Raw genomic sequence first — 21,729 nt, forward strand, 5'->3', positions numbered from 1 at the left:
GCCCAGGCCTGAGCGTTTTAAGCTAAGCCCTCTGTGGCGGGCTTAGCCTTTAGATTACGCTTACCAGCTATATTTAACGCTGCCAATCACACTGCGAGATTCGCCGTAATAACACCAGAAATCAGATTCACAGCTAGCTACATATTCTTCGTTTGTAATATTGTTAACGTTAAGCTGAGCAGTCCAGCTTTCATTGATGTCATAGCTGGCCATTGCATCGCCCACGGTATAACTAGGTACATCGATAGAAAGTCCGCCTGAGCTTTCACCGACATGACGGATACCAGCACCAACTTTCAAACCATCCACGCCAGTACCTTGAAAGTCATAGTCAATCCATGCCGATGCTTGATGACGGGGAATGAGGCTCTTACGCTGACCGTTTTCGTCTTCAGCATCAGTATAAGTATAGGCAGCGGTTAGTTGGAGTTGGTCGGTCAAATAGCTGACACCTTCTACCTCAAACCCTTGGGATGTCTGTTTACCACTCTGCTCCTGAGGACCTCCTGTTGTTGAAGTCACCAAACTATTGCGCTGCTCTAGGTCAAAGATTGCAGCTGTTACATAGCCATCCCAAGAAGTGGGAGCAATCTTAACCCCAAGCTCCCACTGCTCACCTTCCAATGGCTCGTAAAGATCTCCACCATCGTCAACGCTGGTTTGCGCTTCAAAGGATTCTGTGTAGCTCAAGTAGGGGTTAATGCCATGGTTACCGAGATACATCACGCCACCGGACCAAGAGACCTGATTATCATCGGCCCGCTCCGTTGTTCCACTAGTTCGATTGGAGTTGTCAGTTTCTGCCTGATCGTAGCGAACAGCTCCCAGCAATACCCAACGGTCATCGATACGCAATTGGTCCTGAAGATAAAAACCTAGCTGCTCTTTATCGATTTGACGCTGAGTCAACAGATCGCTGGAGACTGGTGCAATATCGCCCTGCGGATTGAAAATATCGACAACATCGTAACCAAAGCTATCGAATTCCTTACCATCAAGACTTAGATCTTGGTAGTCCACCCCGACCAGTAACGTGTTTTCAGTACGATCTGTAAACCACTGACCCACCATACGGTTATCAATCGTAAAACTGTCGATCTCTCCATCGCGCTGCAAATGGCCCCGATAAGCTGTTTGCCCATCACCCGTTTGTCCTAGAACATAAGTGCTGCGGAGATCCAAATCGAGATGGCTATACCGGAAATCCTGCTCAAATTTCCAGGTATCATCGAGCTGATGCTTGAACTCGTAGCCGATAGCCGTCTGAGTACGTTCATCCTTATCGTAGTTGGGGGCACCATAGTTAGTTTGCGGGTCTACCTTGCCAAAAGGCGTATTGTTTATCGTACCGTAGGGAAGTTTGAAAGGATTGACCGGAACGCCGTCGTCCTGCTGGAAACTGGCTAGAACTGTTAGTTGCGTCTCATCAGAAATATCCCACTCAAGGCTCGGCGCAAAGTAATAACGCTCATTATCAGTGTCATTTAAATCACCATCCCGCTCTTTGTATACCCCAACGACACGATAGCGTACGTCGCCACTTTCTGTGGCTGGACCCGAGGTATCAAAACCCAACTGGCGGTGGTCACGGTTGCCCGCTTGTATTTCGACCTCACCTCTTTGCTCATCGGTAGGGCGCTTGCTTACTGCGTTAATCAGCCCTCCCGAAGGTGCTTCGCCATATAGGATCGATGCGGGCCCTTTAAAAACGTCGACTCTATCCAGGCCATAAGTTTCAGGTAACCACTGATAGTAACCGGCACGATAGAGACGAAGTCCATCCTGATAGGTTGCCTGATCAAAGCCCCGGATTTTGAACCAATCCGTGTTGTTGTCCGAGCCATAGTGGCCGGAAAGCACACCCGACCGATAGCGGAACGTCTCGTCGAGTTGCTGGACGTTACGATCATCAAGGTCTTCACGATTCACAGTAGATACCGGGCGTGGCGTTTCCACTAGCGGGGTATCGACTTTCAAAGCCGTGGCCGTGACCACCACGGTGTCGTTGGACGTAGACGTTTCTTGCGCGTAGGCAGATGCACAAAAGATCGCCACGGTGACGGGAATCAGCGAGGAGATTGAGCGCGCCAAAGGACGACGGGCAAACGGCAGACGAGGCATGGTGTGGTCTCAGTTGGATTTAGGAGCAAAGAGGAAGCAGAAAAATAAGCATCATGATAATCGTTGTTATTAGCATTCATGATAGCGCTTTTAAATAGCTGCTTTCAATGACCTAATGAGAGGATTCCAACGCCGCCTGACAGCGACACAAACTATACGTAGCCTTGATGGTTATAAGCGGTTGAGTGTGCGCTGGCGAACATGAGTGAAAGAATTCTAAATTAACTACTCTTCAATGATACGACGCGCGGTTCCTTAGTCTGCCCCAGCCTTTTATGTGCGTTAGCGTACAGAGCTTGCCTATTGATGGGCTATACTCGAACGATATCTCTCTAAGAACTTGAGATACCAGTCAAAAGTACCAGAATCCGGCATCCCATTCAGGCGACTGCAGTAAAACTGCGATTGCCAGCAATCAGGGGGAATATTCAATGCCAGTGCCCTGTGATTTCCAGCAGAATGCTTTGCTGGGCTTACTGCCTGAGGAAGAACTGAATCGTCTGTTGCCTGATTTAGAGAGGGTGACGCTGACATTGGGCCAATCGCTGTCTGAATCTGGACAGCATATGAACCACGTTTACTTTCCACTGGATTCTATCGTCTCGCTGCTGTGCGTGATGGAAAATGGCGCCTCGACAGAAATTGCCGTTGTCGGTTATGAAGGAGTGGTGGGCGTTTCGCTATTCATGGGCGGTGAGACCACACCCAGTCGGGCAATCGTTCAGAGTGCCGGGCAAGCGTTACGTCTCAAGGGGCATCTGCTTAAAAAACGAATTTTACCGCGCTGGCCCAATGCAGCGACTGCTCTTGCGCTACACCCAAGCACTGCTGACGCAGATGGCGCAAACAGCGGTATGCAATCGCCATCACAATGTCGATCAGCAGCTATGCCGCTGGCTGTTACTCAGCCTTGACCGTCTATCGGGCGATAAACTGATTATGACCCAAGAGCTCATTGCCAATATGCTGGGCGTGCGCCGCGAAGGCGTGACCGAATCCGCTGGAAAACTCCAGCGAGCGGGACTGATTGCCTACAACCGCGGGCATATCACCGTCATTGACAGGCCAGGGCTAGAGAAGCGGGTCTGCGAGTGTTACGCGGTGGTTAAGCGCGAGTACGACCGTCTACTCAACCACCATAACGTTATGTAGTCCTTTAATCCCTGCCATCAATTTATCCGTAAACACCATTCCAACGTTATGTACGCTAGCGTGCCGACGCGTGATTTACCCAATGTTAATATGCAGATAGATCATCAGGGTTTAACGATGGCCGATCTGCAGCCGACATCAAAATGATTTAACCCTCATTGTGCCGTTTGCCAGGTTCTTTCAACCGGAGAGGCACATGACGTCTTTTATGCACGTCCTTAATGCCAACAGACTGCTTACTGAGCTACCGGCCGTCGAGCGGGATGGCTTTATGGCCGTTAGCGAAACCGTAGAGCTTTCATTTGGCGAAGTACTCTTCCAGCCTGCCGAGACGATTACCCACGTCTATTTCCCTATTGATAGCTTCATTTCTCTAATTGTTGTACTCGACTCTGATAACCGTCTAGAGGTCGCGATGGCAGGCCGTGAGGGCATGCTGGGTAGCTCGCTTGTGTTGGGCATCGAAGAAACACCAATGCTCGCGCTGGTTCAAGGGGCGGGATCGGCCCTTCGCATTACTGCTGAAAATTTTCAACAACTTCTACTTAGCAGTCCCTTATTACATCAGCGACTAAAGCGATATATCTATGTCGTAATGAAGCAACTGGCAACGGCGGCGGCATGTAATCATTTCCATCGGATTGAGGCGCGTCTCGCAAGATGGCTGTTGATGACTCAGGATCGTGCTGGGTCTGATCAATTGAATCTGACCCATGAATTTCTGGCCATGATGCTCGGGGTTAGACGTGCAGGCATTACGCTGGCGACGATAGCCCTGCAGGCACGCGGATTAATCCGTTATCAGGGTGGAACAATCACGGTGCTTGATCGGCCAGGTCTAATCGAGGCGTCCTGCGAATGCTATATAGAAGATTGCGCGTTGTACGCCAAAATGTTGCCGGTGTTATAGAGGGGGGATAACTTAGAGATAGCTCTGCTATTTCCCCCCTGAGTTGAAGCCGAGCCCGAACATCCTTAAAAGTGCAAAGATTCATTCGCTAATGGATTCGAACCTATTAGCGTCAGTTGTTAGGTGAAAACAGGATAGAACACGAGGGGAAGGAATCGAGCAGTTGATATACCGCAGCCCAAGGGACTCATAACCCCCTGCTTTTAAAATAGGTAAATATAGGAATGGTGGGCCCAGTATCACCCCAAAAGGATATTTATATCATTGTTTTTTTTATGAATTTATATTTAATAAAAAAAGCAAATGCCCCCTAACATGCCCCCTTACGAAATCTGTATATTTTATATAGGAAAAAGCGTTACTTATGAACAAAAATAAAAATTAGTTCTTCCTCAAATATAATTTTACTTACACGTAAGCATCATAGTTGACCTTTAGCAGGATGAAGCGAGATGCTCAGCTACGTAAGGTTGCTAATGACGTTATCGTATCGCTCCCGACAAATTAAAAGACGCGTACGCTGTGATCTTGGCAAAACGCTCAACGTTTCGATGGAAGAAAGTGATCATTAGCAGTAAACGCTGACTTTTTCGCAGTGGCTTAAATATCTGGAGGTCCTAGCTGCCTTAAGGTATACTGCGACACGGCCATAGCTTATATAAAGTCAAGTATTATTGACCAAAAGTGTTAAGTTCAAATATTGCCCAAGCAAAACATTTTCTAACAGCTACCTGCGCCAGGGTCACTATAAGACTCCTTCATTTTTTTCCTTATTTCTAGTAACTCTTTTGATTCTTTTTTACCTCCTTTGCTGTTTTTTAACTTAACATCATGACCAACCAATACTTCATTATTTTTAACATTAGCAGGATTTAAATAATGTTTATTTTTATCTGTAACCGGGAAGACTTTAGAAAAAATAGATTTAGTTTTTTTATTGTCACTATGCTCGTCCATCTCACTCTCCTATAATATTAAAGAAAAAAACCAGCATATTATTTGCAAAAAACAGGATGCAATAGCAATATTTAAAACATAATACATTCTACTTAATTGAGTCAAGTTGATAGAGTAATGCTCCTCCATATAAATACTTAAAATAACATAAGTTTCTGAAAGTGTAGCAACATTATCACCAAACGAAAACTGGTTAATTATTTCAGAAGGTCTATTATAGAAAACCCAGTCTTTACGAGGCCTTAGAAGCTCTATTGAACATAGCAAAGCAATTACTAAAAAGGTTATTGCTGCTCCTTCTGCAAAAAGCACAATGTCTAAGCAAAGCAAATCACCTCTCTTCGAATTAAGCAATGCCTCCTTTCCTAAAAAAGTGGCAGATAACCCACTTAAGGTAGTTATTGCTACTGACCTCTGCCTTAGACTAGTTAATGATGAGCGTTGCATAGAAAGACTGTTCAATGCATTTTCATAAGCTAATTTATTAATTGACTCATGGTCGCTCGAAATCAAAACATAACCTCACTTTAAGAGGTGAAAATTAAATCACGATATACAATACAACCTTCTATTCATATATCACATCAACTTACCAGCCACCTCCTTATAAAAAATAAAAACCTCTTGCTTTTTAAATTATCAACAATCTTAAAGAACTTTTTTTTATAAATTCAGATTTTTTCAAGTATGTGTGTATACCTCAATAGTATAGATGACTCTAGGCGAATAGCTAGAATAGCTAGGCCTAGTTCCAGGACTCTACCCAAGCTATCATTAACTTACTGAAAATCGAGAGTTTTACGAGGTGACCAAAACTAAATGCTTGGGGTATCCCCTTTATCTTGTGCTCAGATGCAGTCTAGCTAGGCCAACATGTGCGTTACGGTTCGAGTAATCCCCAGTACCAGTAATACGATGCAGAAAACGCGATGAGCTGTGCTTTCCTAATGAGGAAAGTAACTCAGCAAAAAAACTGCGAGGGATACGGCATCGCCGGGCATATATGCGATCATCCAGAGGCCACTTTCATGCTCCGATTCAGTGCTTTGTCTGTAGTTGGTGAAGCGATTGCGACCACAAAGGGCTAACTGAGCTTCACGGTCACGCAAGGTCGAGGCCAGAACTTGGTATTCAGGAAGCCATCGAGCATCGATTTAGGGAAAGGGTACAGATGCGCTCAAAGCCGTACCAGTTATTAAAATATCGAGAGGCTTTGCACTAATTAATACTAACTTGTCGTGCCAAATGTTAAAGAATGCACCACGAACTTTTTTTTCGTCTTCGACGTCGCATTAATTTTTGAAAATGACAAAGGCCACCGAATGGTGGCCTTCAAAAGCATCTAATTATACTAGTCTTAGGTGTGTTCTTTGATGAGCAAATTTATTATTTATAATTTTAGAATCAACAGCATCAGGAATTATCTCTTTAAGAAGCTTCGGCTGTACATTAAGAGCATTTGCAACATCATTAAAATCTAAGCCATGATATTTTAATAGGGCATCAAAAGATTTCGGAAGCAGACCTGCGCGTTCCCTCGCCACATATCCATCCTCATCTTCCTTCTTACTCTGGCGAGTATTTTTTAAAAAAATCACACCACTCTTATATTGACGCTCATCAATTACACCGAGCACCTTTGCCCTATAGAGAACCGCTGCTTTAGACACACCAAAGGTCATTTTTATGTCAATTATACATTGCCAATCTAGAGTACGACCACGAGTCTTAAATATTTTCATGAAAGTAGAGCGAGGAAGAAGAAAGGCTGAGCTCAACCTATTGGCCTCCGTTTCTGTCTTTCGATCTCCTGTCACTATTCCTTCATGTAAAATCAAATGTGCCATTTCGTGAGCTATATCAAAACGCTGCCTAAAAGGACTTTCTTTAGCATCATTTCTTACAATGACCGGCCTTACTGAGGGAATAGATAAAGCATCTACCTCCTGGGAAGCATCATTAAAAAAAGTTACCAAAGCACCAGCGTGCTCCACAACTTTAACCATATTATCGATTGGGCCAAGGCCTAACCCCCAATGATGGCGTGTTTTTTCAGCAGCGCGCTCGATCTCTTCTGTAGTGCAAGCTCCTGAAAAATCAGGAAAGTTAACTTCAGGGAGAGCCACACGCTCATCTATGAAACGGGCAAGCTGATCAAATAAAGTACCCCGAGCCAATACCTTAAGTTTGGTACTGACTTTGGTCGATGCTAGACTTCTAAAGTGAGCTTGGTCTTCCGTCAAAGCTGAGCTTGCTGGTGCGTAAAAAAAGCCGGTAGTGACATTGAGAGAATACGCCAAGCGCTCTAGAACATCTTGAGAAACTGTATGTGCAGCTTTGCCAGTTTCCAGCTGGGAAACATACTGCCTAGTCTTATCTATATCCTCTGCTATTTGACCAAGTGTTTTACCCCAATAATGTCTCGCGAGTCTAAGTTTGCTTCCTTCAAACTGAGCCATTGTTGTCTTCGACTGTTCCATCGTCCTCACCTGCTTCGGCGACATTCGTTCTGGGGCCAAGCTCATGCTCTGGTAGTTTAGCTGCTTCAGGAATATCAGCTGTAGTGCTAACAAATGTATTCACGCTAGCATTAAACTGCCATTTGGCATTAATGACCTTGGAGCCAAGTTGATAGTTTATGCAATAAAGGGAATGCTCATCTTCATCGTTCATAGCTTTTCTGATAAAAAATCTCCACAGCCCCGTCGTCTGGCTAAGAGATTCTTCATCAAAAAGCAACAAGTTAGTGGTCAAAGATTCTGCATCTGTTAATGCGGTAGCATAGTGTTTTCTTGGCCTTTCTGGATCGTCACAGAAAAACCGGAACACAGAGTTGCCAATGCTAAATTGAATATCATTACCATGGTGTACAATTCGTAGCCAAGGGAACCGGCTTTCGCCTTCTTGAAGTAACGAATTCCGGAGCCACGCCCAGCAACGACTTCCTTGCGTATAAGCGTCGTCTAATGGGTGCTTGGTTTGCTCGATAGCGAGAGAAAAAACATCAAGCATATGTCTAGCTAGCTCATTTAAGCGCGATTCAGTCAATTCAGAATCAATTTCTGCTGGGTGGCAAGGCGGCTTCATCTCAAAGTGTTCCCAATATGGAATTTGTAAAGCACATAATTGTGCTTTTTCTCACTTTTGTCAAGTAGGCGGCGCCTTAGCAAATCTTACATTCGCTCAATCATGCTTTCCCGCAGTCTCTTTTTGCTATTCAAATTGGGCTTATACGGCTTGGCTACGCCCTTTGCAGACTCAAAATCATCTTTATCATGACCTCAGCTCACATCAATTTAAGCTAGACCTACCCGATCTAGTTTCATAACTAATTCTTCCGTTCTCAGATGAGTATACCGCCTCAATATTTGCATAGACTTGTGCGCACTGATCGCCGCAACTTCCTGACCGGATAGCCCTGCTTCTACTAAACGGCTGACAGCCTCATGCCTTAAATCATGAAAACGAAAGTCATCACGCCCGGCCTTCTTCTTGGCCTGATTCCAAACCTTCGTATAAACTTCAGGGCCCCGCTTACCTTCTTTACTAGGCTATCAGAGAAACACCAGGTTACAGTCGAGCGGGCGCACTGGGTTATTTAGCGCCTGATTGAATACCTCTATCGCGGCTTGAGTTAGCGGCACAAGGCAGGGGTTGTTGTTTTTGGTGTCTGTAAGGCGCACTCAGCGGCGTTTAACGGTCGTTTGGCATAAAACTCTGAAGAGCGCATTCCCATCTCAAGAGCGATTATGGCGATCCATGCCAGCATTGGGTTGCTGTTACGTCTTAATACTGGGAACAGCCGCTACTCCTCATCGGTGCTAAGACGTCTACTCCGGCTATCACCTGGGCTAGGCTTGCGCATAGTCTGAATTGGGTTATAAGTCAGGCCGAGCCCAACCACTCTTGGATAGTCACCGTGAATAGGTGGCCAAGTAGGGCAAGCTCTAGGCGCACGGTATTGGGGCTAATTGGTACTCCCGTGCGCCCCAAACTGTTTAAACGCTTGTCACGGTAGTTGGCGACAAGCTCTGGCGTGAGGGCGGCTAAAAAGTATTTGCTTAAATGTTCTATCAGAGTATTGCCCTTGAGGCGTTCGCTTTTCTGGCTGCAGGGTTTCTAGATAGGGGTAATATCGGCCAAGTAGCGCTTTAGCGCTGCTTCAAGCGTCATTCGTTCTGAGGCACTACCTGAATATAAACGCCGCGCACAATTTCATCTTCAGTGCGGCGTGCACAATCTTGGGCGTCACGTTTGGTACGGTAGGTCTTTGCGATGGTTGGCCAACCCGACATGCGGATGACGGCTTTCCAGGTTGCAGAAGGGGTCTTGACGATGGTGGCCACAAGAAATCTCCAGGGTCTGAAAGATCGGCACTGTACCGAAACTGTACCCTTGGACTAGGGGACTCACCAGAGATAATTGCTAAGTTACTGATTTAAATGGTGGGCCCAGTAGGACTTGAACCTACGACCAAGGGATTATGAGTCCCCTGCTCTAACCAACTGAGCTATAGGCCCGAAAAGCGTGCATATCATAGCGAATGTGGCCGGGTGAGGCTAGCCCCATTGCGCTATCTTGATGTCATTACGGCACTTTATGTGGATTGGGCAGTCTGGAGAGTAGTTCTTTATGCGGAGACGCGCTGTGAAAGCATTGATTGCTCTATTTCCTCTATTGTTGGCGCTGCCGGTGCACGCTGACTGGCAGCTTGATCCTGGCCAGTCGCGGGTGCAGGCATCGATTACTCAGTTGAACGGCGAAGCACCGCAAACGCATCATCACCAAGTGCGCAATCTGCAGGGCGATATCTCCAGCGATGGCACCCTGCGCCTGCCGTTAAAGCTCAGCCAAACGGATGTGCTTGAACGCTTTGGCGAGCTGCCGCCGTGGATAGGCTTGCTGGCGAACACCACCTTGGTGACGCTAGAAGCGCAAATGCCGCCAGAGCGGTTGGACGGTTTGGATATTGGCGAATCACTGGTTGAGACACTGACCTTTAGCGTTCAATCAGACATGGTTAATCAGCAGGAGTCCGTTCCGCTGCGGTTTACCCGCGAAGGCTTGAATGAGATACGCGTGACCCACGCCGAGCCGATGGCGATAGATGGCCGAGCGCTGATGGCCAACAGCACGGTGCGCACCGTGATGTCGTTACTGGGCTATCAAGAGATTGACGAGCATGTGCCCGTCACCCTCAATGCGCTCCTGGTTAATAGGTAATAGTTAATCGATAGTCGTTAAAGGCTACTAACTGCTTCTACATCCCCCGCCTGGGCTTCGCCGGTTTGTACCCGCCACTGGGCGGCGTAGTGGCCGTTCGCTGTCAATAGGCTGGAATGGGTGCCGCGCTCGGCCACTTGGCCTTTCTCGATCACTACGATCTCATCGGCATGGACGATGGTGGAAAGCCGGTGGGCAATCATAATCACCGTGCGGCCATGGGCAATACGCTTGAGCGAGCGCTGAATGGCCGCTTCGGTTTCGTTGTCCACCGCGCTGGTGGCTTCATCCAGCACCAAAATAGGCGGGTCTTTAAGTAGCGCCCGCGCTAAGGAGAGCCGTTGGCGCTGGCCGCCAGACAGCCGCACGCCCCGCTCCCCTACCGGCGTATCCAATCCTTGGGGCAGCGTTTCGATAAAGCTCCACGCCTCGGCGGTTTTGGCGGCGTCGATAATCGCGGCTTCGTCCGCGTCAGGTTTACCGTAGGCAATATTGTCGCGAATGCTGCCTTCGAATAGATAAACGTCCTGGCTGACTAGACCAATCGACTGGCGTAGCGAGTTCATGCTGACGTCGGTAATCGGCTGGCCGTCGATGAGTACTCGTCCGTTTTCCGGGTCGTAAAAGCGCAGCAGCAGTTTGATGAGGGTTGATTTGCCCGAGCCGGTCGCCCCGACCAGCGCCAAGGTGTTGCCAGCAGGCACGTGCAGATGAATATTATCGACACCCACAAGGCTGGTGGCGTAGTGAAAGCTCACATTATCAATCGTCACTTCACCGCGCACCGGCTGAACGAGCGGGGTGGTGCTATCGTCTTTAACGGTAATCGGCACTTCAAGCAAATCGAGAATCCGCCGCGTGCTGGCCATGGCGCGTTCGAACAGGTCGATCACCTGGGCCAGGCCAGTGAGCGGCCAGAGCAGTCGTTGGGTCAGGAATACCAGCACACCGTACGCACCCACATTGAGTGAACCGTTGAGCGCCATCATGCCGCCCACAGTAAAGGTGGCCAGAAAGCCCGCCAAAATCGCCATGCGGATCACGGGAATAAACGCCGAGCTAACCTTGATCGCCCTTCTATTGGCGTCTACGTAGGCTTCGCTGGCCTCGCGCAGGCGTTCAGCTTCGCGATCTTCACTGGTAAAGCTCTTAATCGTCGCGATACCGCTTAGGTTGTTGGATAAACGGCTGGCTAAATCGCCAACCTTTTCACGCACGTCGCTGTAAAGCGGCCCGGCTTTGCGCTGGAAGAAGAACGCACCCCAAATGATCAGCGGAATAGGTGTAAACGCCAGCAGCGCAATCAGCGGCGAAAGCACGAAGAATACCGCGCCAATCACCACCACCGTCACCACGACCTGAACCATTGCGTTGGCGCCACCATCCAGAAAGCGCTCGAGCTGATTAACGTCGTCGTTCATGGTGGCCACGAGCTGGCCGGAGCTTCTTGATTCAAAGAACGCCATATCCAGCCGCTGGGCGTGCTCATAGGTATCCTGGCGCATATCCGCTTGCAGTCGCTGGGCGAGGTTACGCCATAGGATTTGAAACAGGTACTCAAATAACGACTCCCCCGCCCAGATAACAAACGTCAGCACCGCCAGCATGGTGATCTGCTGTTGAGGCGTCTCGAACCCGAGGCTGGCCACAAAGCTCTGCTCTTGGTTGACCACCACATCAATGGCGACACCAATCAGAATTTCTGGGGCGATATCAAACAGCTTATTGATAATCGAACAGGCGGTGGCGGCCATAATGCGGCGCCGGTAGCCTTTGGCGTAGCGCAGTAGCCGCAACAGGGCTTGAAAACTGTGTGCAGGAGAGGACACGAGCATTCCTTACTGAATTTTTGTCGGTTTGACTAGGCGCTCGCCGGGGTGCGCCGCACATTGGTCAGTAACGGGCAGCCGGTAGCGGGGTCGGTTAATAGCGAGCATTCTACCTGATAAAGCGTTCGTACCAAGTCTGGGGTGACCACCTGGGCAGGCGGCCCTTCTGCGATAATCTGACCTTCGCGCATGGCGATGAGATGATCAGCGTAGCGGCAGGCGCTGGCGAGATCGTGCAGCACCATCACCACGGTACGGCCTTGGTAGGCAAGATGTTTCACCAGCTCGAACACTTCAATCTGGTGGCCAAGATCCAGCGCGGAAGTGGGTTCATCCAGCAGCAGCAGCGGTGTTTGTTGGGCGATGGTCATGGCGATCCAGGCGCGTTGGCGCTGGCCGCCGGAAAGCGCATCAATTGGCCGATCAGCGAGTTGTTCAAGCCCTGCTGCGGCCAGCGCGTGCTGGACTACCCGCTGGTCCTCCGCTGACCACTGGCGCAGCCAGCCTTGGTGGGGCTGGCGACCAAAACGAATCAGTTCAGTCACGGTTAGCCCCTCCGGTGCGACGGCCTCCTGGGGAAGTAGCGCCAGTTGAGTGGCTAATTGACGCGTGGGCAGGCGCTGAATATCGGCGCCATCGAGCAACACGGCACCGCTATCAGGTTTGTGTAAACGAGCAAGCCCGGCCAACAACGTCGATTTTCCGCAGCCGTTAGGCCCCACAATGGCGGTGACTTGGCCGCTGGGCAGGTTGATATCCAAGCCATCGATCACCTGCCGGGTGCCATAGCTCATGTTGAGCGACTGCGTGGCAAGAGACGGCATGGTGGGTGTTGGAGATTGGCTCATGTGAAGCTCCGTTGCGGACGCATTAATATCCAAAGTAACCAGGGCCCGCCGACCACAGCGGTAACGATACCGACGGGAATCTCGATAGGCGCCAGCAGCGTACGCCCGGCCAGGTCGGCGAGCACCATCACCAGCGCCCCCGCTAGCGTTGCCGCCAAAATAGGCACGCTGCGCGAACTCGCAAGCGAGCGGGCTATCTCCGGGCCAATCAGCCCCACCATGCCTACCGGCCCGGCAACGGCGACCGCCAAGCCAGTCAACGCGACGGACAGCAGCAGCACTTCCAACCGGCGTCGCTTGACGTTTACGCCTAGCCCGCTAGCGGTAGCATCCTTGAAACGCAGTAGCGTTAGCGAACGGGCTAACGCCATGGCAGTGGCCAGCCCTAACGCCAACCCGAGCGTGAGTAATTGCAGTGCGCCGCTGGGGCGGGCATTGAGCGAACCCACCGTCCATGGGTAGGCGGCATTGGCGGTATCAATGGCGACGCGCGCCAGCATCAATTGCGTTATCGCGCCAAACACCGCGCCCACGCCAATCCCCGCCACGATAAAGCGATACCCCTGGGTGCCGTTGCCCGCAGCGAGCCCGAAGGTGAGTACCGCTGCGGTGGTTGCCCCGGCTAACGCCATGGCAGGCGGCGCGATGGAAACACCAAGGCCTACGATGGAGGCCACGGCAAACGCTGTCGCGCCGTTATCAATGCCGATAATACCCGGCGTCGCCAAGCGGTTACGGGCCAGGGTTTGCATCAGAATGCCCGCTAACGCGAAGGCCGCCCCGGTACTAACGGCAGCGACCAAACGCGGCAAGCGTAGCTCCTGCACGACAAAGCTCGCCATCATATCGGCGTTGCCAAACAGCGCCTGCAGCACCGCCACTGGGGCAACCTTAACGCTGCCCAGACTTAGGTAAATAACGCTGGCAAACAGTAACGCGCCCAACAGGCCCAGGTTAACGGCCACCGCTCGCTGCTCAAACAACAGGCTGTTCGCACTATTCCCGCTTCGCCAGGCGAATCGCCGGTAACCTTGTGGTGGCGGTACGTTGTCATCGCCGCCCGCACAGGACTGGTCTTCCGAAGAGAAAGACATAGACGAGCTTTTTATAGGCGTGGTTTTCATTAGCGAATTCATAGCATCGGTAGGCGGCGTGCACGAACCACCGCTATGAGTACGGGTGCGCCGCACAGCGCAGTGAGTACGCCCAACGGTAGTTCCGAAGGAGCGACCACCACCCGAGAGATGATATCGGCCGCGAGAACGATCAGCGGCCCGATGGGCAGGCAAAACCATAGCGTGCGACGAATATCAGGCCCGGCAAAGGCCCGTGCAACAAACGGCACCACCAACCCAACAAAGGCAATGGGCCCGGCGATGGCGGTGGCAGCACCCACCAACAGCGCCACGCAGGCGATGACCAACCAACGAATGAGGTTGGGGTGATGCCCCAAACCAGAGGCCACTCGTTCGCCTAGCGCCAGGGCGGCTAGCGGCCGAGCAATCAGCGCAACCATCACCGACGCGATCAGCATACTGGGCAGCACGCCAAACAGGTCGTCCAAGCGTCGGCCTGCCAAGCTGCCAATCACCCAGAAACGAATTTCATCAGCGGCACGCTGGTCGTAAAGCAGAATCAATGAGGTTAATGAAGCGAGCAGGCCAGAGAACGCAGCCCCGGCAAGCACGAGCCGGATAGGGTCGTTACCCACACCGTGAAAGCGCGCCACGCTTAACACGCACACGCAACCCACCAGCGCACCTAACTGCGCGACTGAAATGCGTAACGTGGCGGCGCTGGCACCCAGCACTAAGGCCAGCGCCACGGCAAACGCCGCCCCCGCGCTAACCCCTAAAAGCCCTGGTTCAGCCAGCGGGTTGCGTGCCACCGCTTGCAACAGGGCGCCAGCGACACCTAACGCCATACCCACCACGATACCCATCAAGGTGCGCGGTGCGCGCAGTTCCCAGACGATGAAGTGCGCTTCACTATCCTGGGCGCCACTCAGTAGCGCCAGAGCCCTACCCGGGCCAACGCTACCTGCGCCGATTAATAAACTAACGAGACTCACCGCCACAAGGGCGGTGAGTAGTAGCAGCATTAGCGTTCGGGGAGTAGCACGCCTAACGTTAGGCGTTGCAAAACGTGGAACCGTCACGGCAACAGCGCTGCTTCTATATCGTCAAGAATCGCCTGGGCGGCCAGCGGGCCATTGGCACTTGTCCATAGCTGACCATCCACCGGCACAACGTGGTCTTGCTGAACCACGTTTAGGCGCGTAAAGGCGCTGCTCTGCTTGGCTGCCTCCACCGCCGCTTGACCATCGTCGTTGAGCGTTGCCAGGAACAGCCAATCGCCGTCCACTTGGGAAAGGTTTTCAAGGCTCAGCATATCGCTATGCACGCCTCGCTCGCCGACCAGGCCAGCGTCCTGAACGTCCAGCCCCGCTTGGGCTAACAAGCCTGCAGCGAAAAGGTTTTCCGACATCACCATGGGGCCACCGGGCATCCAGCGCACCAAGAAGGCACTACCACCGACACCGGCCTCTTCCACTGCCTTAGCGACCTCGGCGGCGCGTTGCTCAACCGCCACAATCGCTTCTGCAATGGAGGCTTGGCGATTGAGCGCTTCGCCGTAAAGGCGTGCTTCCGCTTTCCAATTATCCGGCGCCAGTGGCTGGGACGGTGGCACCACCGTGGGCGCAATACGTGACAGCAGTTGATACTGCTCATCAGAGAGCTGGGCGGGTGCCAAAATCAGATCCGGCTGCTGCGCCAGCACGGCCTCGATATTGATCTCGCGCACCACGCCCATAATCGCTGGCGGGTTTTCACCAAGATGCGCTTCAATGTAGCTTGCCACATTGTCGCCACCACGCGTCGTCACAGCGCCTAGCGGGTTCACGCCTGCCGCTACGGCAGCGTCCAACGCGCCTTCGTAGAGTGTTACAACGCGCTCTGGGGTTCCCTCAATATCTACGTCGCCAAAGGCGGTTTCCAGCGTGCGAGCTTGCGCAGTGCCTGCCACTAAGGCACTTAGCAACATGCCCAGCATCCCTAAACGCCCACTTTTAATAAGAATTGCTGACATTGATCTCGTTTTAAACAGCGTCGTTTTAACCCGCATAAGTTTCTCTCAATACGATACAGTGCTTTTAATAATAACGATTCTCAAAAGCGCTTGCACTACTATTCCAGCGAATGGAGTGTTCCATTTTGTGCAACCGTTGCGGTACTTATCGGTGCCTCACTGCCCCGCTTCCCAGCAAAAAAAGCGGCTATCGCTGGATAGCCGCTGCTGTATTGCATTTGTAACGGGAACGTAGTGTTTAGAACGCGACGTTGAGGCCTAACCAAACCCGGCGACCATCTTCCACGTAGCCGTACTCGTCGTAGTCGATCGTTTCATCGAACAGGTTGTAGATACCCGCGTTCAGTTGAGTCGATTCATTTAGCTGGTAGCCCACGCCTGCATCTACAAAGGTGTAGGAAGGGGCCACGATGGAGCGTTGAGAAGGGCCGGTAGTCGGTTGGCTCTCTTCACCGCGGTAGGTCACTTTTGTCCACTGGGTGAGCTTAGCCGAGGCTTGCCAATCCAGCGTGGCCGATACTTGGTGGCGTGGTAGCTGAGTTAGCGGCTCGCCGGCATATTCACCGCTTTTTTGCTCGCTATCGGTGAAGGTGTAGCTGGCCGTTAACTCCAGAGCATCGTTCAGCGGCGCGGCAATACTGACTTCGGCGCCTTGGGTAATGGCTTTATCTACGTTCACTCGGTAAGTCGGATCGCTACCAAACTGATTGGCGCCATCGGTGCAAATATCGTCAGGGCAAGCAATGCGTGTGATTTTATCGTCAAAGTCGTTATGGAATACCGTGACACTGCCGTTCAAGCCATTGTCGTTGGCATAAAGCAGAGCTAACTCTTTATTGAGCGAGGTTTCTGGCTCAAGGTCGGGATTACCGTAAACATTCCCACCACGGCTGATCTGCCCCCAGTCAGGCGTGATTTCACGCAGATTGGGTGAACGATAGCCGGTAGATACCCCACCTTTAAGTGTCCAGTGCGGTGTCATATTCCACACACTATAAAGCCGCGGACTAATATGACTACCGAAGTTATCATCATTGTCCAAGCGTAGCCCGCCGGTTAGCGCCCATGCGTTCGTCAGCAGCCATTCATTCTCTGCAAAGAGAGCCCACTGAGTATTGTCTATTTCCGTGCGGGAAGATATCTGGTTGGTAGTGTTGTCTTCTAATGACTCTTTTTCATAGTTGGCACCGAGCGTTACCATGTGCGCCCCCAGCGGCATTACGAGGCTAGTTTTGGCAGTGGTATTAGTGATTTCGATATCCCGCGACGGGTTTTCGCTAGTTTCTCGCTGAATAAAGCTTTCGCTGGTGCCAATATCAAAGCGTCCACTATGGGTTAATGCAATATGCCGATGGGTATAGTCGTTGAAGCTATCCTCACAACCTCCACGGCAGCCCTCTGATGGCGCTGAGTTGCCCATCAGCGACTGGCGCTCCTGCTCGGTAATGCCCGCTTCAGCAGTGAAATCATGATTATCTGAGGCAGCTAGACTCAGCCTGGCCGTGAGGCTTTGTAGGCTTTTATCTTCGTAGCCGTTAATAATATTGTCTTCATCACGTTGGGAGGTGCGCCCGTAGAGCTGAAGACCCAACCGGTCCCCTACCAAGGGGCCGCTCAGGTAAAAATTGGCTTGGCGACTGTCACCGGAATCACTGTCTTCTTGAAGTACGGTGTCGAGCTGTACATTACCGTGCCACTCCTGGGCAACTTTACGGGTAATCACGTTGATCACGCCACCAATAGCATCGGAGCCGTAGAGCGTCGACATTGGGCCGCGCACGACTTCAATACGTTCAATGGCCTGTAGCGGCGGTAGCCAATCCTGCTCAAATCCGGCGCTACCATTGGGCCGGGACTCGCGTGAATTCTGCGGGCGTCCGTCTACCAAGATTAGTGTGTATTGGGAGGGCATCCCGCGAATGGAGATATCTTGGCCGTTATCCCCTGCGCCACCACCGGTGATAATCACACCGGGCACATCGCGTAGTGCATCGGTAACATTTTGATAGTGGCCCCGCTCTAACTCTTCGCGGGAAACCACGCTGATAGAAGCTGGGGCATTGGTAATCTGCTGTTCAAATCCTGACGCAGTGACCACCATGTCATCTAAGCGGGGCGCTTCTTGTGCCCACAGAGCGCCACTGGCGAGTGTAGAAATGGCGCTGGCCAATAGGGAACGGCGCAAATAGGGAGACATAACTTAGTCCTTAAGAGTGTGTGAGCAATTTAGATAGGTGTTCGCTCTAATAAATGCGAATCATAAGCATTAATATTTTTACACACTTTTTGCACGCTCGGGTGAGACAGTACGTTCAGTATACCGGAACACAAATGCCTATTATTTTCATTCGCACCAAAGAATGGCACAATCAGCGTTCACCTCTTCCCTTGGGTCTGACCATGTATGACTTTGACGAACTCACCGCCTTTGCCGATGTGATGACCACGGGCAGTTTGACTCGCAGCGCTCAAACGCTTGGTTTAGCCAAATCGACCCTTAGCCGACGCATCAGCCAGCTCGAATCCCGGCTTAACCAGCCGCTGCTGCGCCGCCAGGCCAATCGCTTAATTCCCACTGAAGCAGGGCTGCTGTTTCACAACTACTGCACCGAACTTTTAGCGATGGCGGCTCATAGCCAGGAGGCGCTAGCAGAGCTGCGTGAGGAGATTAGCGGCGAAATAACCCTTGAGGTTCACGGCGCCCTGGCGCGCAGCTGGCTAGCCAGCGCCATTGATGCGTTTTTAAATCGCCACCCCAAGGTAGAGTTAACGCTACATACCAGAGAAACGCCGCCGACTAAAATGCACAGTAATAGCGTTCACGTGTGGCTTGGGCCCACTCACGAGTGCGGGCTAAACCAGGAGCGCTTGGGGCACTTAACCCGTGGGCTTTATGCCAGCCCACGCTATTTAGCGGCGGCTGGCACGCCCCATCACCCCAATGAATTGAACCAGCACGCCTGGATAGACCTGCTGGGTTCAGCATCCGACGGGCTGCTGCTCACTCACCCAGAGCATGGCCAGTACACCTTTAATCCGCCCCGCTCTCGGCTGCGGGTAGACCTCACTGCCCTGCATATTGACGCCATCGCGCGCAGTCAGGGGATCGGCTTGCTCTCACACTGGGTAACCGCAAAGCGCGAGCAGCATCATCCAGGCGAACTGATTAACTGTTTACCCGGCTGGGAACCAGCGCCTCTGCCCATTACGCTACTCTACGCCTACGGTCACCAATCACGCCGCACCCACGCACTGTTAGAGTTTTTACGTAGCCAAGTGCCCGCACCGTGGCGCACGTCAGTCGCGACGGTGTAGGTTAATTCGAGTGTTTGCCTTGCCAGTTAGCCCGCTTATTAACGACAATAGGCGGCTAACGATTGTCAAGGACAGCCAATGCTTGCCGAACTTTTTGCCGTCATGGCGCCTGTGCTGGCGGGTGCAGGGCTTGGCTACCTATGGGTGCGCCTAGGCCATCCCTACCCGGTCGACTTTATCACCCGGCTAGTATTTAACATTGGTACGCCCTCACTGGTATTGGCCTCTCTGGCGGGTGCCGATATTGATGCCACCACTTTTGGCCAGACGATGCTGGCCGCCGCGCTGGTGATTATCACCATGGGGGCAGCTACCTTTGTGGTAGCAAAAGTGTTGCGCCGCAGCTGGCGAGTACTGCTTGCCCCCATGATGTACCCCAACACCGGCAATATGGGCTTACCGGTGGTGCTTTACGCCTTTGGCAGTGCCGGGTTTGCCTACGGTATCACGGTGATGGTGACCGTATCGCTGTTTCAGTTCACCTTAGGTGCCGTACTTAATAGCCAGGGCAACCCCCTCAAAACCCTCGCCAAAACACCCACGGTATACGCCATTGCGATTTCCATGGCACTGCTGCTGACGGGCACTTCCCTTCCGTCCTGGCTCGCGAATACGGTGGACTTAATGTCGGGGTTCACGGTACCGCTGATGCTCATTACCCTGGGTGTCTCGCTGGCCAGCATTCATGTAAAGAACCTGCGCTCGGGGCTCGGGTTTAGCTTAGTGCGCGTGCCCCTCGCGGCAGGGGTCGCCTGGCTGATCGCTGGCTGGGTGGGCCTTCCGCCACTGGCACAAAGCATTCTAGTGTTGCAAATGTGTATGCCGGTGGCGGTCTTCAATTATCTCTTTGCCCAACGTGCCCAGCGCGAACCCGTCTATGTCGCCAGTTTGGTTTTCTGCTCAACATTGTTAGCACTGTTTTATCTGCCCGTGCTGCTCGCCCTGCTTATGTAATAGCGGAACCCCCACGTGGCTAAAGGGTCCCTGCTAGACTACTGGCAAGCATAACGAGTGTTTACATTACCAGAGGGCACACTATGCACTATACGAGCAGGAGTCATCACACTTCCCGTTGGCTGCCCCCTGCGGTTTTGGCGGGGATCAGTGGGCTAGTGCTCGCTAGCACTATTAACACGGCAAATGCGGAAGTCGTCCAGGAATCGCTGGAAACCGCTCATTTAAACCTCTCCATCGAGCGCATCGCCGATGGTTTTGAGCACCCCTGGGCAGTGGCGTTTTTACCCGATGGTCGCTATTTAGTGAGCGAACGTAGCGGGCAGTTGAAACTCGTCGACCCCGAAAGCGGTGAATCCAGTACGTTGGAAGGCATGCCAGCAGTCAGTGCTCGGGGCCAGGGCGGGCTGTTAGACGTGGTGCTGCATCCTGATTTTGAAGGGGGGAACGGCGGAGGCGACAACGACTGGATCTATTTCACCTGGAGCAAGCCCGAAGGCAATAAAAGCCGTTCAGCGCTATCGCGGGTAAAATGGCAGGATGGCGAGCTAGGTGAGGTTGAGCATTTGTTTGAACAAGGTCGCGCCTCGGGGCCTGGTCGTCACTACGGCTCACGGTTGGCGTGGCTGCCCGACGGCACCCTCCTAATGAGCATCGGCGACCGTGGCAGTGAACCACTCCGCGCCCAGGCAAGCGATGACCATGCGGGCTCTACCCTGCGCCTTACCGCCACGGGCGACGTTCCTGATGACAACCCCTTTGTCGGGGATGACACCACCCTGGATGAAATCTACTCCATGGGTAATCGCAATATTCAAGGCATGACCGTGTTGAGTAACGGCGAAGCCTGGGCATCAGAGCACGGCCCCCGAACCGGCGACGAGCTTAACCATATCGAAGCTGGCAACAATTATGGCTGGCCAGAAGTTAGTCGGGGCAATGACTATGCGACCAATGAGCCGATTGGTGAAAATTCGCTCCCCGGCATGATTGACCCGGTGTATGTATTTGAAGGCCGTTTCGCCCCTGCTGGCCTTGTCGAAGTGACTAGCGACGCCTTTGGCGAATGGCAAGGAAACCTGCTGGCCGGTGGATTAGGTAGCGAGAAACTGCTGCGTCTGCGCTTAGAAGAGGGCCGTGTCGCCGAAGAAGAGCTGATTTTACAAGGCGAAGTAGGGCGTATTCGCGATGTTCGCCAAGGCCCTGATGACGCTATTTACTTGCTCACTGACGACCCTCAGGGCGGCTTGTATCGTCTAGCGCCAACGACCCCGTAGCACTTAGTTCACTCGCTGATACTACAACGTATTAAAACCACCATGGATGCCCC

Annotated in this window: 19 protein-coding genes, 1 tRNA gene and 1 pseudogene; 7 read left to right on the forward strand and 14 right to left on the reverse strand. The window is 52.0% G+C overall.

Going from position 1 to position 21,729, the window contains the following annotated elements:
- Positions 1–60 precede the first annotated feature (60 nt).
- Positions 61–2,121: a TonB-dependent siderophore receptor gene (locus tag QEN58_RS14245; protein WP_280104284.1), complete on the reverse strand. Its 2,061-nt coding sequence runs from the start codon at positions 2,119–2,121 to the stop codon at positions 61–63.
- A gap of 431 nt (positions 2,122–2,552) precedes the next feature.
- On the opposite strand from QEN58_RS14245, the gene QEN58_RS14250 reads away from it, so the two are divergent.
- The 3 genes from QEN58_RS14250 to QEN58_RS14260 all read left to right on the forward strand — a co-directional run bounded on the left by QEN58_RS14250 (position 2,553) and on the right by QEN58_RS14260 (position 4,183).
- Positions 2,553–3,035: a cyclic nucleotide-binding domain-containing protein gene (locus QEN58_RS14250; RefSeq protein WP_280104285.1), complete on the forward strand. Its 483-nt coding sequence runs from the start codon at positions 2,553–2,555 to the stop codon at positions 3,033–3,035.
- A 25-nt stretch (positions 3,036–3,060) separates the two neighbouring features.
- On the forward strand, positions 3,061–3,273 hold the full coding sequence (locus QEN58_RS14255) for a Crp/Fnr family transcriptional regulator (RefSeq protein ID WP_280104286.1): 213 nt from the start codon (positions 3,061–3,063) through the stop codon (positions 3,271–3,273).
- Between the two features lie 196 nt (positions 3,274–3,469).
- A complete protein-coding gene (locus QEN58_RS14260) occupies positions 3,470–4,183 on the forward strand; it encodes a Crp/Fnr family transcriptional regulator (RefSeq protein WP_280104287.1) in 714 nt (237 codons plus the stop codon).
- A gap of 720 nt (positions 4,184–4,903) precedes the next feature.
- On the opposite strand, the gene QEN58_RS14265 is transcribed toward QEN58_RS14260, so the two are convergent.
- The 7 genes and pseudogenes from QEN58_RS14265 to QEN58_RS14295 form a co-directional block, all read right to left on the reverse strand.
- On the reverse strand, positions 4,904–5,140 hold the full coding sequence (locus QEN58_RS14265) for a hypothetical protein (RefSeq protein ID WP_280104288.1): 237 nt from the start codon (positions 5,138–5,140) through the stop codon (positions 4,904–4,906).
- Positions 5,141–5,149: 9 nt separating this feature from the next.
- Positions 5,150–5,653 carry a hypothetical protein gene (locus QEN58_RS14270; protein ID WP_280104289.1) on the reverse strand — a complete coding sequence of 168 codons (504 nt, stop codon included), beginning with the start codon at positions 5,651–5,653 and terminating at the stop codon, positions 5,150–5,152.
- 833 nt (positions 5,654–6,486) lie between these two features.
- Positions 6,487–7,620, reverse strand: a complete 1,134-nt coding sequence (locus tag QEN58_RS14275; RefSeq protein WP_280104290.1) for a helix-turn-helix domain-containing protein — start codon at positions 7,618–7,620, stop codon at positions 6,487–6,489.
- Positions 7,586–8,227, reverse strand: coding sequence for a hypothetical protein (locus QEN58_RS14280; RefSeq protein ID WP_280104291.1), 642 nt, complete (start codon positions 8,225–8,227; stop codon positions 7,586–7,588). Before QEN58_RS14280 ends, QEN58_RS14275 begins: the two co-directional genes overlap by 35 nt.
- Positions 8,228–8,436: 209 nt before the next feature.
- Positions 8,437–8,646: pseudogene (locus QEN58_RS14285) on the reverse strand (tyrosine-type recombinase/integrase); the annotation flags it as partial.
- Between the two features lie 663 nt (positions 8,647–9,309).
- Positions 9,310–9,486, reverse strand: coding sequence for a hypothetical protein (locus QEN58_RS14290; RefSeq protein WP_280104292.1), 177 nt, complete (start codon positions 9,484–9,486; stop codon positions 9,310–9,312).
- A gap of 97 nt (positions 9,487–9,583) precedes the next feature.
- A tRNA-Ile gene (locus tag QEN58_RS14295) sits at positions 9,584–9,660 on the reverse strand.
- Between the two features lie 112 nt (positions 9,661–9,772).
- Between QEN58_RS14295 and QEN58_RS14300 the strand changes: the two genes are divergently transcribed.
- Positions 9,773–10,363, forward strand: a complete 591-nt coding sequence (locus tag QEN58_RS14300; RefSeq protein ID WP_341870827.1) for a hypothetical protein — start codon at positions 9,773–9,775, stop codon at positions 10,361–10,363.
- Between the two features lie 17 nt (positions 10,364–10,380).
- Here the strand turns inward: QEN58_RS14300 and QEN58_RS14305 are convergent, their stop codons facing one another.
- The 6 genes from QEN58_RS14305 to QEN58_RS14330 form a co-directional block, all read right to left on the reverse strand.
- Positions 10,381–12,198 (reverse strand): ABC transporter ATP-binding protein, encoded by a 1,818-nt coding sequence (locus QEN58_RS14305; RefSeq protein WP_280104294.1) that lies wholly within the window; start codon positions 12,196–12,198, stop codon positions 10,381–10,383.
- Between the two features lie 26 nt (positions 12,199–12,224).
- Positions 12,225–13,040 carry an ABC transporter ATP-binding protein gene (locus QEN58_RS14310; protein WP_280104295.1) on the reverse strand — a complete coding sequence of 272 codons (816 nt, stop codon included), beginning with the start codon at positions 13,038–13,040 and terminating at the stop codon, positions 12,225–12,227.
- Positions 13,037–14,134 carry a FecCD family ABC transporter permease gene (locus tag QEN58_RS14315; protein WP_280104296.1) on the reverse strand — a complete coding sequence of 366 codons (1,098 nt, stop codon included), beginning with the start codon at positions 14,132–14,134 and terminating at the stop codon, positions 13,037–13,039. Before QEN58_RS14315 ends, QEN58_RS14310 begins: the two co-directional genes overlap by 4 nt.
- A gap of 38 nt (positions 14,135–14,172) precedes the next feature.
- Positions 14,173–15,141, reverse strand: a complete 969-nt coding sequence (locus QEN58_RS14320; RefSeq protein WP_280106945.1) for a FecCD family ABC transporter permease — start codon at positions 15,139–15,141, stop codon at positions 14,173–14,175.
- Positions 15,142–15,194: 53 nt separating this feature from the next.
- Positions 15,195–16,130, reverse strand: coding sequence for an ABC transporter substrate-binding protein (locus tag QEN58_RS14325; RefSeq protein WP_280104297.1), 936 nt, complete (start codon positions 16,128–16,130; stop codon positions 15,195–15,197).
- Between the two features lie 238 nt (positions 16,131–16,368).
- Positions 16,369–18,327, reverse strand: a complete 1,959-nt coding sequence (locus tag QEN58_RS14330; RefSeq protein ID WP_280104298.1) for a ligand-gated channel protein — start codon at positions 18,325–18,327, stop codon at positions 16,369–16,371.
- A gap of 203 nt (positions 18,328–18,530) precedes the next feature.
- On the opposite strand from QEN58_RS14330, the gene QEN58_RS14335 reads away from it, so the two are divergent.
- The 3 genes from QEN58_RS14335 to QEN58_RS14345 all read left to right on the forward strand — a co-directional run bounded on the left by QEN58_RS14335 (position 18,531) and on the right by QEN58_RS14345 (position 21,676).
- Positions 18,531–19,445, forward strand: a complete 915-nt coding sequence (locus QEN58_RS14335; protein WP_280106946.1) for a LysR family transcriptional regulator — start codon at positions 18,531–18,533, stop codon at positions 19,443–19,445.
- A 78-nt stretch (positions 19,446–19,523) separates the two neighbouring features.
- A complete protein-coding gene (locus QEN58_RS14340; protein WP_280104299.1) occupies positions 19,524–20,399 on the forward strand; it encodes an AEC family transporter in 876 nt (291 codons plus the stop codon).
- 83 nt (positions 20,400–20,482) lie between these two features.
- Positions 20,483–21,676, forward strand: coding sequence for a PQQ-dependent sugar dehydrogenase (locus QEN58_RS14345; RefSeq protein ID WP_280104300.1), 1,194 nt, complete (start codon positions 20,483–20,485; stop codon positions 21,674–21,676).
- The last annotated feature ends 53 nt before the right edge of the window (positions 21,677–21,729 follow it).

The organism is Halomonas alkaliantarctica (assembly GCF_029854215.1).
Classification (GTDB): Bacteria; Pseudomonadota; Gammaproteobacteria; order Pseudomonadales; family Halomonadaceae; genus Vreelandella; species Vreelandella alkaliantarctica_A.